Raw genomic sequence first — 15556 nt, 5'->3', positions numbered from 1 at the left:
GTGCTCAGGCGGTGTGCCCAATGCGGTGTGCCCGGGCCGTGTGCCCAGCGCGTGCGGAAAACACGCGGCCTACCGGCGCGGCATTCCAGGCGGCGGATTTCCGCCGAGTGACGTGGTGTCACTTCGTACGTAGTTGCCCGCAGCAGGACCGGACGTCAGGTGGTACCACACGCCCGTGGGATTGTTTGTCGACCTGCTCCACACCACATAGTGGTCGCTCTGTGCGGTGATGCCGGTATCGAACCACCGTCCCGGGCTGATGCACTGGTCAGGGTTGGAGTTCCGGTAGCTGTCGGTGGTCCGGTTCGGCTCGGTGCAGGAGCGGACGGGAGTGGACCGGATACTCCAGGACGTGGGCGGCGGCGGGGTGGGGTCAGCACCCGAAGTGGCAACTGCCGAATCCGGCTGTCCGCAGTCCTTGTCGCCATCCGTTCCGTTGCAGGCACGGACCGCCAGGGTGTGCCTGCTGTCCCAGCCTCCGGCGTTGCGGCTGAACTGCCGGTCCAGGCCCACGGACCTGAAGCCGGTGCCGTCGTAGTTGACCTCGTACCGGTTGATGACGCGGCCGTTGTCGTAGGGCTGGTTCCAGGTCCAGTGGACTTGGGGGTCTCCCTTGGCTGACGTGCCGCCGGTAACCACCGGAGAAGCGGGCGCCCCGTAGGGCACCGCCGAGCCGATGGCCTTGGCATCCCCCGAGATGTTGTTTTTCGTGGAGAACGCAATGATGTTTACTGTCACGTTCTTGCCGTTCGGCTGTCCGTAGATGGTGCCTCCCGGCGCGTTGATCGGGCCGGACCCGTACGCGGTGGACCAGCGGTAGCCGATCTCCGATGCCTGCGATCCGTTCCGCTGGGCCTGCGTCAGCGGGGTGAAGGTGATCTTCAGCTGGCCGGTGTTTCCCGGCGCCGCCACCGTGCCGCCGTTCACCGTCCCGGGCTTTCCGGCGGCCCGAATGGGGGCGGACTGGGCGCTGGTTCCGGACGTGCCGGCCTTGTTTGTGGCCGAAACGGTGAACGCGTAGTCGGCCTCGGAGTTGGACACTGTGACGTTCTGGGAGGTTCCCGAAACCTGCTGGCTCTTCACCACCGTGCCTCCGCGCAGCGTGGTCAGCGTGTAGGCGGAAACGGCGTCGCCGTTGTTGTTCGGCGCGGTCCAGTTCACCTGCAGCTGGCTCTGGGCTCCCACCGGGGAGGCGCCGGCCACGCTCGGCGCGGCAGGAGTCACCGGCACTCCGGCCGGGATCTCCGCGGCCGGGTACTGGCTCCACTCGGACGGGTCCTTGGCATCGTTGCGTGCCAGGACGCGCACCTTGTACGCCACGCCGTTGGTGAGGCCCTTCCAGAGGTAGCTGGTGGATGTCAGGTTTTGGATCTGCGCATTCTGCCCGCTCGGAGCCGGTGAGATTTCGAGATCATAGGACTTGACCGGCGAGCCCTTGCTGGCCGGGGCCTTCCAGGCGACGGACAGCTGCTTGTCGCCGAACTTCAGCGCCGGAGCGAACGGAGTGTCCGGCTTGACGTCGGGGCGGACCTCCGCCGAGGCCGGCGAACGGTCGGACTCGCCGAATTCGTTCGTGGCCGTCACCTGGAAGTGGTACTTGGAGTTGTTCACCAGGTTGTTGAGCGTGCACGAGTTGGCCGGGCACTGCTGTTTGAATCCGCCTTCGCCGTAGACCGTGTAGTGGGTGATGGGCGACCCGCGGTCCGCAGGTGCTGTCCAGTTCAGCAAGGCAGTGCTGTCGCCCACGCTTTGGGCCTGCGGCGTCGTGGGCGCCAGCGGCTCGTCCTTGACCGTCAGCCGGACCCTGGCCGTAGCCTGCCGTGAGGCTTCCCCGGTCTTGTCCGCAATGGTGTAGGCAACCACCATGGTCCCCGTGAAGCCGGAGGCGGGGGTGACCACCACGTTGTCCCCGTCCACGGCGACGTTCCCGGTTCCGGTCTCGGCCGTCGCCGCCACAATCTTCAGCGCAGTCTCCGGGAACGGGTTGGCATCGTTCGCCAGGACCGGTACGCTCACGGGCTTTCCGGCCGCGGCGCTGGGTTCCAGGTCGTCGTTGGCCACCGGCTTGGGCCGGCTCGAGGCGGTGACGGAGAGCCGGTACGTGGCGGTAGCTTCCAGTCCCCGGGGGTCCCTGGCCTTCACCTGCACGGCCCCGTCGTTGCCCGGCCGCACGCCGTCCTTGGCCGAGACTTTGAGCGAGGCGCCCTCGATCCTGGCGTCGAAGCCTGCCGGAGCACCGCCGACGAGCTCGTATTTCATGTTCTCTGCATCGTCGCCGTCGGGGTCGGAGGCCAGCCTGGCCAGATCCGTCTCGGCGGACTCCCCCTGCGGCACGTCGACGGCGGCACCCAGCAGTGTGGGCGGGTTGTTGCGGTTCGGATCCGGCAGGACCTTGGTCCGGATGCTCAACGTGGACTTCAGTCCTGCCGCGTCATCCGGGCCGGTACCGTCGGTTACTTCGAAGGTGATGGAACCCGGCCCCACGTAATCCTTGCCGGCCGTGTACTTGATCGCGGTGCCGTTGCCGGCCACGGGGTCGCCGCCGTCGGCGCCAATGAGCTTGATCCGGTCGGTCTGGGTCAGCCGGGGTGAGCGTCCTTCCCGGACCTTCACCCATTCGGCCAGGTTGGCTGTAACGGACTGGCCGGCCACAACTTCCAGGACCTCGTCCTTGGCGAGCGTCGGGACCTGCTGCCCGAGGCCCGGCACCCAGATGATCGCGGTGGACTTCTTTCCGTCCACGTCCTCCACCGTGTACGGCACCAGTTGCGGCTGCTCCGCCAGTTCGACGATCACGTTGCCGTCCGGACCAGGGCGAGCCGTCTCGCTTCCGCTGGTGACCTTCAGGTTCTCGCCGACGCCGTCGGGGTCCTCGTCGTTCTTGAGAACGGGAACGTCGACGGCAGTTTTGCCGAGGGTCTGGGCGGACGTCACGCGGTCGTCCCGTGCGATGGGAGCCTGGAGCGGGACCTGGCTGTCCACGACCATTTTGATGGCGGCCTGGGCGGAGGCGCCCCGCTCGTCGGCAACGGCGTAGCGGACGTTGACGGTGCCTTCGGCAGCCGGGGCGAGGAGGAGGATGCGGCCGCTGTGCTTGCTGACTTCGGCCTTCAGGGCGGCGTCCGCCTCGATGCCGTCGGTCAGGATGCGGATCGGGTCACCGTCGGGGTCGGAGTCGTTGCCTGCGGCGTCGACGGCGATCTGCCGCCCGGGACGGACCTTGACCTCGTCGTCCACGGGCGTGGGCTTCTGGTTGGTGTCGCCGCGGGGCGCGATCCCCACCGTGACCGTGCCGGTGTTCACGGCGCCCTGCCGGTCCACTACCTTGTAGCGGAAGGAATCCGTTCCGGCGCCGTCTCCGGCGGCGACAAAGTCGATGAAGTTGCTTCCAACCGTCGCGGTTCCCATGGCCGGAGTGCTGTCGATGCCGGTCAACTGGACGGAGTCGCCGTCGGGATCTATGCCGTCCAGCGGAACCGGGATCCGCACCGTGCCGGCGGCCACCACCCGGGCCGTCAGGTTCCTGGGCTGCGGACGGGAATTCTCGGCGCCCTCGAGGGGCAGGATGTGGATGGTGACGGCCGCGGCACTCTTCTGCCCCTGCGGGTCCACGGCGTTGTAGATGGCTCGCACGGTTTTAGGCTCGCTGCCGGCGATGAAGCGCAGCGTGTTCTCCGAAACAAAGCTTGTGCCGTTCCCCGCCTCCACCGGCTGGGGAAGGACCGGATCAACGGTCAGCTTTTCGCCCTGCGGATGGGTGTCGTTGTCCAGCACGGGGATGGTGACCACGTCGTTGACGCGGACGTTGACTTCATCCGGTTTCGGCTGCGGCGCCTCCACGACGGGCGGGGCCGGGACCGGGACCACCGAAACGCTGCCCGTGGCGGAATCCTTGCCGTTGGACATGGTGTACCGGAAGAGGAACGGATCCTTGGTTCCGGCGATGTCCGTGATCCGCAGGACGCTGTGGTTGAGGACGCTGACCGAGGCCGTGGCGTTTTCCGGAAGGGAAACGGACTGAAGCACCAGCACGCCGCCGGACGGATCCGAGTCGTTGGCCAGGGGGTCCAGGAGGACGCTGCCGCCGACCGGCAAAAGGGCGACGTCGTGGACGGCAACGGGTTTGCCGGCGTCCTTGCCTGACTCGACGTCCACGCGGATCAGGCCCTGGCTGCTCTGCGGGCCGTTGCTGGCGATGTACGTCAGGTAGACGGGCCCCGGAGTCCGGCTACGGAAGGTGAAGGTGCCGCCGTCGGTGACGGGCCCGAGTTCGGCCGGCCCGCTGGCCTCCACCTGGGCGAGCCGCAGCGCGCCGCCGTTCGGGTCGACGTCGTTCTTCAACGGGGCGATCACCAGGTCCTGGCCGGCGACGGCGGTCACGTGGTCCGCGTTGACAACCGGAGCCAGGGCGCCGGGGGGCTGGACGTTGACCACCACTTTGCCCGTCGTGGTGGCGCGTCCGTCCCAGACGGTGACGGTAACGTTCTTCTTGCCCGCGGTGGCGCCGGAGTCCTGGAACGTCAGGAGCCCGTCACGGCGGACTTTCACCTGGTCCTGCTGGTTGTCGGCAGTCGCCGACATGAGGACGAGGTCGTCGCCGTCCGGGTCCGCCCAGTCGGTGAGGATGTTCTGGCTGACGGTTTTCCCCTGCTCCACGAGCAGCGTGGTGGGATCGCCCCGCTTGAAGGCGGGCGGCCGGTTCTCGTCCGGTCCAACGACGTTCAGCGTGACCTTGCCGCCTGCGGACAGGCCCCGGCCGTCGGCAGCGCTGTAGTCGAACGACTCGGTGCCCGGGGTGGCGTCGGCCGGAACCGTGACCTGGAAGGCCGATCCGCCATAGATGCTCTCGAGGCCTCCTGACCGGAGGCCCTCGCCCGCAGTGGTGGCGGTGAGGACGTCCCCGTCGGGGTCGGAGTCGTTGTCCAGGACGCTCAGCACGGTGGTTCGGCCGGGCCGGACGCCGACGACGTCCGGCTTGGTTTCCGGCGGACGGTTCGGTTTGGTGCGGTCCGGCAGGACGTTGATGGTGTTGTCGTCCGCGGATTCCTCGTCCTGGTCATCCGCCTGGTTCTTCGGCGGAACCACGTCGTCCCAGTTGTTGACCAGCTGCATGTTCTGGTTGACCAGCCACACATTTCCGGAGTTCACATCGTTCAGCACCACGAGGTCGCGGTTGACGCGGAACACATAGCTCGGTGAGGCGCTGGCTTTCGGAACTGCGACGTTTTTGTCGTCACCGTCGGTGACGCAGTCGCGGACGTACTTGTTCACCCCGGACCAGGCTGCATGGATACAGCCGCCCAGCTGGACAGGCGCGGCGGGTACGCCCTGACCACCAGTGGTGACCTGCCGCGCCGTCGAACCGTCCAGCGGCTGCCTCAGCAGCGCCTTGGGCGTGGCCACTGCCACGGCGTCCGACGCCGGACCGGGCTGCTGGAGCTTCGCTTCCCGGGCGTCCGGCACCGCCACTTCCCGGCCGCCGGGAAGGAACAGCCGGCCCCGGGCCGGGTCCAGGACCACGGGCTGGTCCCCCACCACGGCCAGCTGCAGGTCACCGGCACCCTTCAGCCCGTCCCAGGTGCTGGACTCCGTGTCGGTGGGCTCACCGTTGGCGTCCACGGCGGTGACCGTCACCTGGCCCGTCTTCGGATCCGCCGAATAGACCCGGTCGTCGGAGCCGACGGCGGACACCAGGCCCTCCGAGCCGTCTACGGCCGGCTCGCTCGATTCCTCATCGAAGGCGTTGACTGTCGACGGCGACATCGCCCACATCTTGCCGGCGGCGGGGTCCGTGACGGAGATGACCTCGGAGCCGAAGCTGACCTGGGCGGCGCCCGGCAGTTGTTTGTCCCCGCCCAGCCGCATGTTGGCGGCGGAAACCTGGTTCAGGGTGGAGCCGGATTCGTCGTCGACGAAGACCTTGCCGGCGTTCTGCAGCACGTCGAAGGTGGTGCTGGCGGGCGTCACTGCTCCGTCAAGCACGCGTGAGGGATAGTTCAGCCGGCCCACTGCGTTCCGGGACTTGCTGACCACCCACACGCCGCCGTCGTTCAGGTCCACCTCGGTGGTCTTGAAGCCCGGGTAGATGATCGCACCTGCCACGAGTGCGAGGGCGGCCGCAGAAAAAGCGGTACCGGTGATGAGCTTGTTGCGGCGGTTCCTTAGCCCCAGCCTGCCGAACAAAGTTGACACAGCGTTATTATTCCCCTGAAATCACAGCCGCCTGAGCGCAGCCTATAAGCCCCTGGTGAGCACCAGAGGCTGTGACATTCCGCCACTCCCCCATAGAGACGCCGGAACAATTCTGAGTTTCGACTATTACATGGGCTCGGACGGCTTGTCCAAGAAGAGCCCGCACAGGGCCCTCCGTTACCGTGCAAGACTACCCACCTGACGTGCAATGGGCGATGGGGAGGAGTCCCCCACGCCCTGGCGGGACGAGTTGCACTGCCAACGTCAGTCCAGCACGAGCCCCTTGCCCTGGCCCCGGGCGAGCATCACCGGCATGATCTCGCCAAAGCCGCGGACATTCTCCGCATCCTTCGGAATCAGCACAAAGCGCTCGTCCTGGTCAAGGGCTGCGGCGGTCATGGAGTCCACCAGCACGGTGCCGGGGTCAGCCAGCGTGGTCAGGCGGGCTGCCAAGTTGACGGTGGGACCGTAAATGTCCCCCAGCCGGGACAGAATCCGTCCCCACACCATGGCCACACGCGCCTCCGGAAGGATCTCGTCCCGGGTAAAGGCCTCGGCCAGAGCCAGCGAAATCTCCGCGCCCGCGGCCGGTGTCTCGGCGATGTACAGGACTTCGTCGCCCACTGTCTTCACCAGCCGGCCGCCACCCACGGAGATGATCTCCGCGCACTTGTTTTCGAACCTCTGCACCAGCTTGGCCAGGGTCTTTTCGTTCATCCGCCGGGAAAGGCTCGTATAGGACACGAGGTCGGCGAAACCCACGGCCCGGGCCAGGGGAAGCGGCGCGTCATCCTCGTCGCCTTCCCGGCCTTCCTCGCTGGCCTGGAGTCCCGCCTCTGCCCGGACGGCAAGGCGCTGCACCGCGGCGTTCAACTGGCGACGCCACGAGTAGACAAGCATCTCCTCGAGCGGGTCAACCAGCGCGGGCAGTTCATTCACGAGCCGTTTTCGGGCGACCGGGTCCGTGACTCCCTGCTCATGGACCATGTCCTCCACGAGCGCCTCAATCTGCCAGACCACCATACGGTCGGTCATCTGGCCGATGGCACGGGTGACCGAAATGGCTGCCTCTTCGGTGAGCTTGCCGGTCCGGACCAGGTCCACCGCGGTGTTCAGCGCGGCCTGGTCGCGCTCGGTGAAGGCGACCTCGTCGTCCCCGAGGTTGGGGAACCCGAGGGCACGCCACAGCTTCCGTGCCGACAGCAGCGACAGGCCCGCACCGGCTGCCACCTCGCGGCGGCGCAGCTTTCGTTCGCCGCCGAGGAGCCTGGCTTCAAGGGCCTTGATGGCGATCCTTTCGGCGGACATCGTGCCGGTGGAAGGAGCCTCGACGGCGGCGTCGGCCATCTCATCGCTGCTTTCCTGGCTCACGCGGTGATCCTCATCGTTCATCTCTTCCACCTTCTCTCACATCCCGCGGAAATCCGGCGTCGGATCCGTCCTGCGCATGGCCCCATTCAAAAAACTCATCCTTCGGAAGTTCGTCCAGCGCGTCCAACACAAACCTGTGGAACGTGGCGACTTCGGGCACATCCCGTAGTACGGCGCTGAACTGGTGCCCGGCATCCAAGGATATAGTCCCGGAGCGCAACATCCGCTGGAGCAGGGTCTGGGTGACCGTGACGTTACGCACGGACGCCAGAAAGACCTGCTGGTCCCGCCGCCGGAGGATGCCGTAGCGGGCCATAATCCTGCGGCTCGTCAGGAAGTACCGGGTGGCCTGCCACCGCAACAGCCGCGGCAGGCAAAATCCGCACAGCGCCCAGAGGGCCGCAAGCACGCAGCCCGCCACCAGCCAGAAGGTCCAGTCAGCGGAAACTGCCGGGTACATGTCCCGCAGCCCGCCCCGGATGATCCACGCGCTGGCGAAGGCGGCCAGCGCAGGTGCCACAACAAACACCACCGCCGGAATGAACAGCATCCTGGGCTGTGGGCGGGTCATCACGATGACCTGCTCCCCCGGCAGGAGGTCTTTACGCATTGCCACTTTCCGCGGACTGCCCCGGCGGAGTCCATGGGCGCAGGTGGACGACGTCCCCGGCCGTCACCACATGCTCGCGGGCCGAGGAATCCACCACCAGGAGGGAGCCGGAGTCGTCCAGCCGCGAGGCGTGCCCGATGATTTCGTGGTCGCCGGGCAGGTGGGCACGCACCTGCTGCCCCAGCGTGACCATGACGGCTTCCACCCGCTTGTGCAGGGACGGGCCGCCCGCGAGACCCGCGGTGGGGTCGCCGTCGGCGTTGCAGAAACTGCGGTAAAGGGTGCAAAACCTGGACAGGTAGCTCTTCAGGAGGGCGGTGCGGTCCACCGTTTCGGCGCCCTCGAGCTGCACCGAGGTGGCAGTGGGGACGGGCAGTTCGGCCTCGGTCAGGGTGACGTTCAGCCCCGTGCCAAGGATCACCGGCGGCACGGAGCCGTCCCCCATCGGGCCGAGCTGGGCCAGGATGCCGGCGATCTTCCGGCCTTTGACCAGGACGTCGTTGGGCCATTTGACGTCCGCCCGCAGCCCGGCCGTTTCCAGCAGCGCGTCGCGGAGCGCGAGGGCAGCCAGCAGCGAGAGCCAGGAGTAGGTCTGGGTGGGGAGCGGCCGCCCGTCGGCGTTGACGGGGCGCAGGACGATGGAGACCAGGACAGAGCTGCGCTCGGGCGCCTCCCAGGTGCGGTCCAGCCTGCCGCGGGCAGCGGTCTGGTGCTCGGCGGTCAGGACGGCGAGGTCCTGCCAGGCCTTGGGCTCGACAGTGACGGCGCGCAGGAGGTCGGCGTTGGTGGAACCGGTGGCATCCACGACCTTCAGCTGCGAAATGCCGTGCGCTGACAGGAATTCGGCGCTGCACAGCGCTTCGCGGTCCAGCGCTGGCCGCTCCGGCAGTCCCTTAGATCCGGACAGGTTTTCCTGCACTTCAGGGCTTTCATCAGGGCGTGCGGCATCCATGCTTGAATCCTATCGAGTTGCCGGGCCGGCGCGGCCGATCCGGGCGGGCACTCAGGGAAGTCAGAGGAAGATATCAGGTACCAGCTGGTCCTCGGCTGCACCCAGGCTGTAGGGCCGGAAGTCCCGCACTCCGGCGGCGGCGAGCACTTGTTCGTCCGTGTAGAAGTTTCCGGACGGTGCGGCGGCGTCCGTGAGGTTGGCTCCGGTGAGCACGGCGTGGGCCGCATCCGCCATGATCCGCGGGCCGCGGGCGGCACGGACCATCGATTCGCCACCCGGCATGTTCCGGATGGCCGCGGTATCAATCAGGGTGCACGGCCAGAGGGAGTTGACGCGGATGCCGTCCGCCTTGAGTTCCTCGGCCAGGCCCAGCGTGGTGAGGCTCATGCCGTATTTGGCCATCGTGTAGGCCAGGTGCTTGCCCGCCCACGTGGGATCGAGATTCAGCGGCGGCGAGAGCGTGAGGATGTGTCCGCCGTCGGACTTCCGCAGGGCAGGCAGGGCGAGCTTGGACAGCAGGAAAGTCCCGCGGACGTTGACATCCTGCATCAGGTCGTACCGCTTCATGTCGACGTCGTCGGTGCGGGACAGATCGATGGCCGAGGCATTGTTGATGACAATGTCGATCCCGCCAAAGCGTTCGACGGCGGCATCGACGGCGTGGGCGACGTCGTCGTCATTGCGGACGTCCCCCACCAGGGGAAGCGCGTTTCCGCCGGCCGCCTGCAGCTCATCCGCGGCGCTGAACACGGTGCCCTGGAGCTTAGCGTGCGGCTCGCCGGTTTTGGCCAGCAGGACGATGTTGGCGCCGTCCTGGGCGGCGCGCAAGGCAATGGCGAGGCCGATGCCGCGACTGCCGCCGGACATCAAAAGCGTCCGGCCGCGGAGCGATCCGGTGGCGTGGTAGGGGGTCGCGGAGGGAGGGAAAGCGTCGTTGCTTGAAGTCATAGGGACACTCTAACTGCTCAATGTTACCGACGAGTAACATAGACGTCCCTGCCGACACGATCGGCGAAAATTGTAGGATCCCTACAGCAGCGCACGGAATATGCGTCACTAGACTAGCCATCAGGGCCTTTGATTTGTGTGGAAGCTACTTAAGGCAGCTCGCCACGCCACGCCAGACGCCCAGCATTACGCTGCCACAGCATGCATCAGCTACACAACAGCTACAGAGCCGGAGACACTTCATGAGCCACGATCTGACCACGACGGCGGGAAAGATTGCCGATTTCCGCGACCGCCAGGCCAGCGCAGAGCAGCCCTCCGGCCCGGAAGCGATCGAGAAGCAGCACGCCCGCGGCAAGAACACGGCCCGCGAGCGCATCGACCTGCTCGTGGACGAGGGATCCTTCGTGGAGTTCGATGCCCTGGCCGTGCACCGTTCCACGGCATTCGGCATGGAGAAGAAGAAGCCGCTGGGTGACGGCGTGGTGTCCGGTTACGGCACCGTGGACGGCCGGCTCGTTGCGCTGTACAGCCAGGACTTCAGTGTTTACGGCGGCTCGCTGAGCCAGGTCAACGGCGAAAAGATCGTCAAGGTCCAGGAATTCGCGCTGCGCAACGGCTGCCCGGTGGTGGGCATCAACGACGGCGGCGGCGCCCGCATCCAGGAAGGCGTCGCCTCGCTGGCCATGTTCGCGGACATCTTCCGCAACAACGTGCACGCCTCCGGCGTCGTCCCCCAGATCTCCCTCATCATGGGCCCGTGCGCCGGCGGTGCCGCCTACTCCCCCGCCCTCACGGACTACGTCGTGATGGTGGACAAAACCTCGCACATGTTCATCACCGGCCCCGACGTCATCAAGACCGTCACGGGCGAGGACGTGGACATGGAGACCCTCGGCGGAGCCCGGCAGCACAACGCCACAACGGGCACGTCCACATACCTGGCCGCGGACGAGGCCGACGCGATTGAGTTTGTCCGGGAACTGCTGGACTTCCTCCCCTCCAACAACCTCTCCGAGGCTCCCGTCCTGGATCACCAGCAGGAGCTGGAACTCGACGACGACGACCTCGCCCTGGATACCCTCATCCCTGACTCCGCCAACCAGCCGTACGACATGCGGAAAGTCATCGAACAGATCGTCGACGACGCCCACTTCCTCGAAATGCAGTCCCTGTATGCGCCGAACGTGATCATCGGCTACGGCCGGGTCGAGGGCCACACCGTCGGGATCGTGGCCAACCAGCCCATGCAGTTCGCCGGAACGCTGGACATCTCCGCATCCGAAAAGGCAGCCCGTTTCGTGCGGCACTGCGATGCCTTCAACGTTCCGATCATCACCCTGGTGGACGTTCCGGGCTTCCTCCCCGGCAAGGACCAGGAATTCCAGGGCATCATCCGCCGCGGCGCGAAACTTCTCTACGCCTACGCGGAGGCCACGGTGCCCAAGCTGACCGTGATCACCCGGAAGGCCTACGGCGGCGCCTACATCGTGATGGGCTCCAAGAAGCTCGGCGCGGACCTCAACCTGGCCTGGCCCACCGCCCAGATCGGCGTCATGGGGGCACAGGGTGCCGTCAACATCCTCTACCGGCGCGATCTCGCTGCGGTGTCAGAGAACGGCGGCGACGTCGAGGCCAAGCGTGCCGAGGTCATCCGCCAGTACGAGGAGGAGCTGCTCAACCCGTACCAGGCCGCTCAGCTGGGCTACGTGGACGCGGTCATCGCCCCGTCCGACACCCGCCTCCAGATCATCAAGGGATTGCGGGCGCTGCGTGACAAGCGCGCCAGCCTCCCCACCAAGAAGCACGGAAACATCCCACTGTGAACCCGAAAGACCCGCAGCCCAAGCCTGCCGCCCAGCCGGTGGTTGAGCCTGTCGAAACCAAGGCCGCTGACACCGACGAAGCCCCGCTCTTCTCCGTCGTCAAGGGGGACCCGACGACCGAAGAACTGGCGGCGCTGACCGCCGTCGTGCTTTCGCTCGGGACAGCCGAAGCGGCTGAAGCCGGGAAGCCCAGCGTCCGCCACTGGGTGCGGCGCCAGCAGCTGCGTCTCGCCCCGACGCCCGGGCCCGGAGCCTGGAAGCGCAGCCGCGGCTGAAAAGCCGGTGGCACGCGCTGAATAATTCAGTGAGTCTTTCATAACCGGAACCGCCCCGTTAGTCTCGTGGGGTGACTACTGAATCTGCCGCCCCATCGCGCCCCCGGACTGCCATCGACGCCGTCGCCGACGCCTACACGGACACCCTGGTCGCCCTGGATCCCAGCCTGGCCACCACACTCGGCATCCCGGGGCACGACACGGAATTCCAGGACTTCTCGCCCGCCGGCATCGTGGAATTCGCTGCCGCGGCACGCGAAACCCTTGCCGCGCTCGACGGGCTTGAGCCCGTGGACGACGTCGACGCCGTCACCCTCGACGCCATGCGCGAACGCCTCGGGCTGGAGCTGGAGTTCCACGACACGGGCTGGGATTTGGCAGAGCTGAACAACATCGAATCGCCGGCACAGAACATCCGCTCCATCTTCGACCTCATGCCCACGGACACCGAGGAGCACTGGGCGAACATCGCCGGCCGCATGCACAGCGTCCCCGGCGCCATCAGCGGCTACATCGAGTCCCTGCGTGCTGCCAAGGAAGCCGGCCGGGTTTCGGCCGTCCGCCAGGTGTCCATCGTCATAGAGCAGACCACCAAGTACGCGGCAGCGGACGGCTTCTTCGCGAAGCTCGCCGCCGGGGCCAAGACGGCTGACGGCCCGCTGCCTGCAGCCGTTCAGGAACGGCTCGACGCCGGTGCTGCCGCAGCCCGGAACGCCTACTCCGGGCTGGCCGCGTTCCTTAGGGACGAGCTGCTGCCTGTGGCGCCCGCGAAGGATGCCGTGGGCCGCGAACGCTATGCCCTGGCCTCCCGTGGTTTCCTCGGGGCAGAGGTGGACCTGGAGGAAACCTACGTCTGGGGCATCGGTGAACTGGAGCGGATCATCGCCGCCCAGGAGGCCGTAGCCGGGGAGATCCGGCCCGGATCGTCCGTCGCGGAGGCCAAGCGGATCCTGAACAGCGATCCCGACCGGCAGCTCAAGGGAACCGAAGCCCTGAAGGCGTGGATGCAGGAGCTTTCGGACCGGGCCATCTCCGACCTGGCCGGCGTGCACTTTGACATCCCGGACGTGATGAAAACCCTCGAGTGCCTTATCGCGCCGACCGACGAGGGCGGCATCTACTACACGGGCCCGTCCGATGACTTCAGCCGGCCCGGACGCATGTGGTGGTCCGTACCGGCGGGCGAGGACACCTTCACCACGTGGGCGGAAACCACCACCGTTTTCCACGAGGGCGTGCCCGGGCACCACCTGCAGATCGCCACGGCCGTGTACCGGCGCGAACTCCTGAACAGCTGGCGCCGGAACGTCTGCTGGACTTCGGGACACGGCGAGGGCTGGGCACTCTACGCCGAAAAGCTCATGGAGGAACTCGGCTACCTCAAGGACCCCGGCGACCACATGGGCATGCTGGACATGCAGCGGATGCGGGCTGCGCGGGTGGTCTTCGACATCGGCATCCACCTCGAGCTTGAGATGCCCGCCCGGTGGGGGTCGGGCAGCTGGACACCGGAGAAGGGCTACGGCTTCCTCAAGCAAAACCTCGACATCAGCGAGGGGCAGCTGCAGTTTGAGTTCGCACGCTATCTCGGCTGGCCCGGCCAGGCGCCGTCCTACAAGGTGGGCCAGCGGCTCTGGGAGCAGATCCGTGCCGAGCTCGAAGCCAGGCCCGGCTTTGACCTCAAGGCGTTCCACACGAAGGCATTGGACATCGGCTCCGTGGGCCTCGACACCCTCAAGCGCGCGATGCTCGGCTAGGTCTCCCCTGCCGTACCCGGGGAGATCTTTGCCACACGCGCTACGGGAATAACTTCACAAAAGGCTGGTTCTTAGCCGGATTTCAGGGCATGTGGACGGTGGGACCCTGCTACTCCCGCGTAATATTTCTCAATGCCAGCTGGAAGCTGTATTTTGCGCGGCCTAGCTTGTTTCGGTGAGCAATCAAACCAGCACTTCTCCTTCGGCCGGGCGCACCGGCTTCCAGCTGCCCCGGTGGGCAGGTTCCTTCGGCTTCCAGATCATCGCCGCCCTCATCGTTGGGCTCGGACTGGGCCTGCTGGCCAAGTACACCGGCAGCACCAAGGCCAGCCCGAACGGGCTTGGCGCAACGCTGCAGACCATCGGCTCGAGCTATGTCTCGCTGCTGCAGACCGCCGTCGTGCCCCTGATTTTCACCGCCGTGGTGAGTTCCATTTCCAACCTCCGCGAAGTCTCCAATGCGGCAAGGCTGGCCTGGAACACCCTGCTGTGGTTCGCCATCACGTCCCTCATCGCCGTGCTGATCGGCATCGGACTGGGCGTGCTGCTGCAGCCCGGCGCCAACACCGGCCTTGCGGGCGAGGCGAAGGAGTATGCAGGCAAGTCGGGTGATTGGTGGGCGTTCCTGACAGGCCTCTTCCCGAAGAACTTCCTGGGCCTGGGCGCCACCTCCACGGTGGCCGAATCCGGTGCCGTCACCACCGCCGTCAGCTTCAACGTGCTGCAGATCCTGGTGATCGCGATCGCCGTCGGAATCGCGGCCCTCAAGGTGGGCAAGCAGGCTGAACCGTTCCTGGCACTCAATGCCTCGGCGCTGGCCGTCATCCAGAAGGTGCTGTGGTGGATCATCCGCATCGCTCCCCTCGGCACCGTCGGCCTGATCGGCAACGCCGTGGCCGTCTACGGCTGGGACACCATCGGTTCCCTGGGTAAGTTCACCGTTGCGATCTACATCGGCCTGGCCCTGGTGGTCTTCGGTGTCTACCCCGCGCTGGTGCGTGCCCACGGGCTCTCCGTCAAGCAGTACTTCTCCGGCGTGTGGCCGGCCGTGCAGCTGGCATTCGTCTCCCGCTCCTCCATCGGCACGCTGCCGCTGACCCAGCGCGTCACCGAACGGAACCTCGGCGTTCCCCGCGGTTATGCCTCCTTCGCCGTTCCGCTGGGCGCCACCACCAAGATGGACGGCTGCGCCGCGATCTACCCGGCCATCGCCGCCATCTTTGTGGCCCAGTTCTTCGGCATCCAGCTGGACTTCAGCCAGTACGTGCTGATCGCCCTCGTGTCGGTCCTCGGATCGGCGGCCACGGCCGGCACCACCGGTGCCGTGGTCATGCTGACCCTGACACTGTCCACGCTGGGACTGCCACTGGCCGGCGTCGGACTCCTGCTGGCGATCGACCCCATCCTGGACATGGGCCGCACGGCGGTCAACGTGGCCGGGCAGGCACTGGTCCCCGCCATTGTGGCCAAGCGCCAGGGCATCCTGGACGAGGCCCTGTACAACGCGCCGCGGTCCGGTGATCCCTTCACGGATGACTCCCCTGCCGGAGAGGTTGCCCCCGCAACGGCGGGTGCCTCGAAGGGTCCAGAACTGGCCGACGCCAAGGCGTAGCCGCGTCCCGGCG

The 15556-nt window shown here is 66.8% G+C and carries 9 protein-coding genes; 4 read left to right on the top strand and 5 right to left on the bottom strand.

Annotated elements, in window-relative coordinates; genetic code table 11:
- Positions 1–69 precede the first annotated feature (69 nt).
- From JYA52_RS16975 to JYA52_RS16955, 5 genes are all read right to left on the bottom strand, one after another.
- Positions 70–6192 (bottom strand): Ig-like domain-containing protein, encoded by a 6123-nt coding sequence (locus JYA52_RS16975; RefSeq protein WP_205654371.1) that lies wholly within the window; start codon positions 6190–6192, stop codon positions 70–72.
- Positions 6193–6456: 264 nt separating this feature from the next.
- Complete coding sequence (locus JYA52_RS16970; RefSeq protein WP_205654369.1) at positions 6457–7584, bottom strand: adenylate/guanylate cyclase domain-containing protein; 1128 nt, start codon at positions 7582–7584, stop codon at positions 6457–6459.
- Complete coding sequence (locus JYA52_RS16965) at positions 7574–8173, bottom strand: PH domain-containing protein (RefSeq protein WP_205654367.1); 600 nt, start codon at positions 8171–8173, stop codon at positions 7574–7576. The genes JYA52_RS16970 and JYA52_RS16965 overlap by 11 nt, the downstream gene beginning before the upstream one ends.
- Positions 8166–9125, bottom strand: coding sequence for a biotin--[acetyl-CoA-carboxylase] ligase (locus JYA52_RS16960; RefSeq protein WP_205654366.1), 960 nt, complete (start codon positions 9123–9125; stop codon positions 8166–8168). The genes JYA52_RS16965 and JYA52_RS16960 overlap by 8 nt, the downstream gene beginning before the upstream one ends.
- A 60-nt stretch (positions 9126–9185) precedes the next feature.
- Positions 9186–10073 carry an SDR family oxidoreductase gene (locus JYA52_RS16955; protein WP_205654364.1) on the bottom strand — a complete coding sequence of 296 codons (888 nt, stop codon included), beginning with the start codon at positions 10071–10073 and terminating at the stop codon, positions 9186–9188.
- Positions 10074–10315: 242 nt separating this feature from the next.
- On the opposite strand from JYA52_RS16955, the gene JYA52_RS16950 reads away from it, so the two are divergent.
- The 4 genes from JYA52_RS16950 to JYA52_RS16935 all read left to right on the top strand — a co-directional run bounded on the left by JYA52_RS16950 (position 10316) and on the right by JYA52_RS16935 (position 15543).
- A complete protein-coding gene (locus JYA52_RS16950) occupies positions 10316–11899 on the top strand; it encodes an acyl-CoA carboxylase subunit beta (RefSeq protein ID WP_205654362.1) in 1584 nt (527 codons plus the stop codon).
- 38 nt (positions 11900–11937) lie between these two features.
- Complete coding sequence (locus tag JYA52_RS16945; protein WP_205654540.1) at positions 11938–12174, top strand: acyl-CoA carboxylase subunit epsilon; 237 nt, start codon at positions 11938–11940, stop codon at positions 12172–12174.
- A gap of 71 nt (positions 12175–12245) precedes the next feature.
- Positions 12246–13931, top strand: a complete 1686-nt coding sequence (locus JYA52_RS16940; protein ID WP_205654360.1) for a DUF885 domain-containing protein — start codon at positions 12246–12248, stop codon at positions 13929–13931.
- 175 nt (positions 13932–14106) lie between these two features.
- Positions 14107–15543 (top strand): dicarboxylate/amino acid:cation symporter, encoded by a 1437-nt coding sequence (locus JYA52_RS16935; protein WP_205654358.1) that lies wholly within the window; start codon positions 14107–14109, stop codon positions 15541–15543.
- The last annotated feature ends 13 nt before the right edge of the window (positions 15544–15556 follow it).

The organism is Arthrobacter pascens (genome assembly GCF_017052465.1).
GTDB lineage: Bacteria > Actinomycetota > Actinomycetes > Actinomycetales > Micrococcaceae > Arthrobacter > Arthrobacter pascens.
This window is presented reverse-complemented; position numbering and strand designations above follow the sequence as displayed.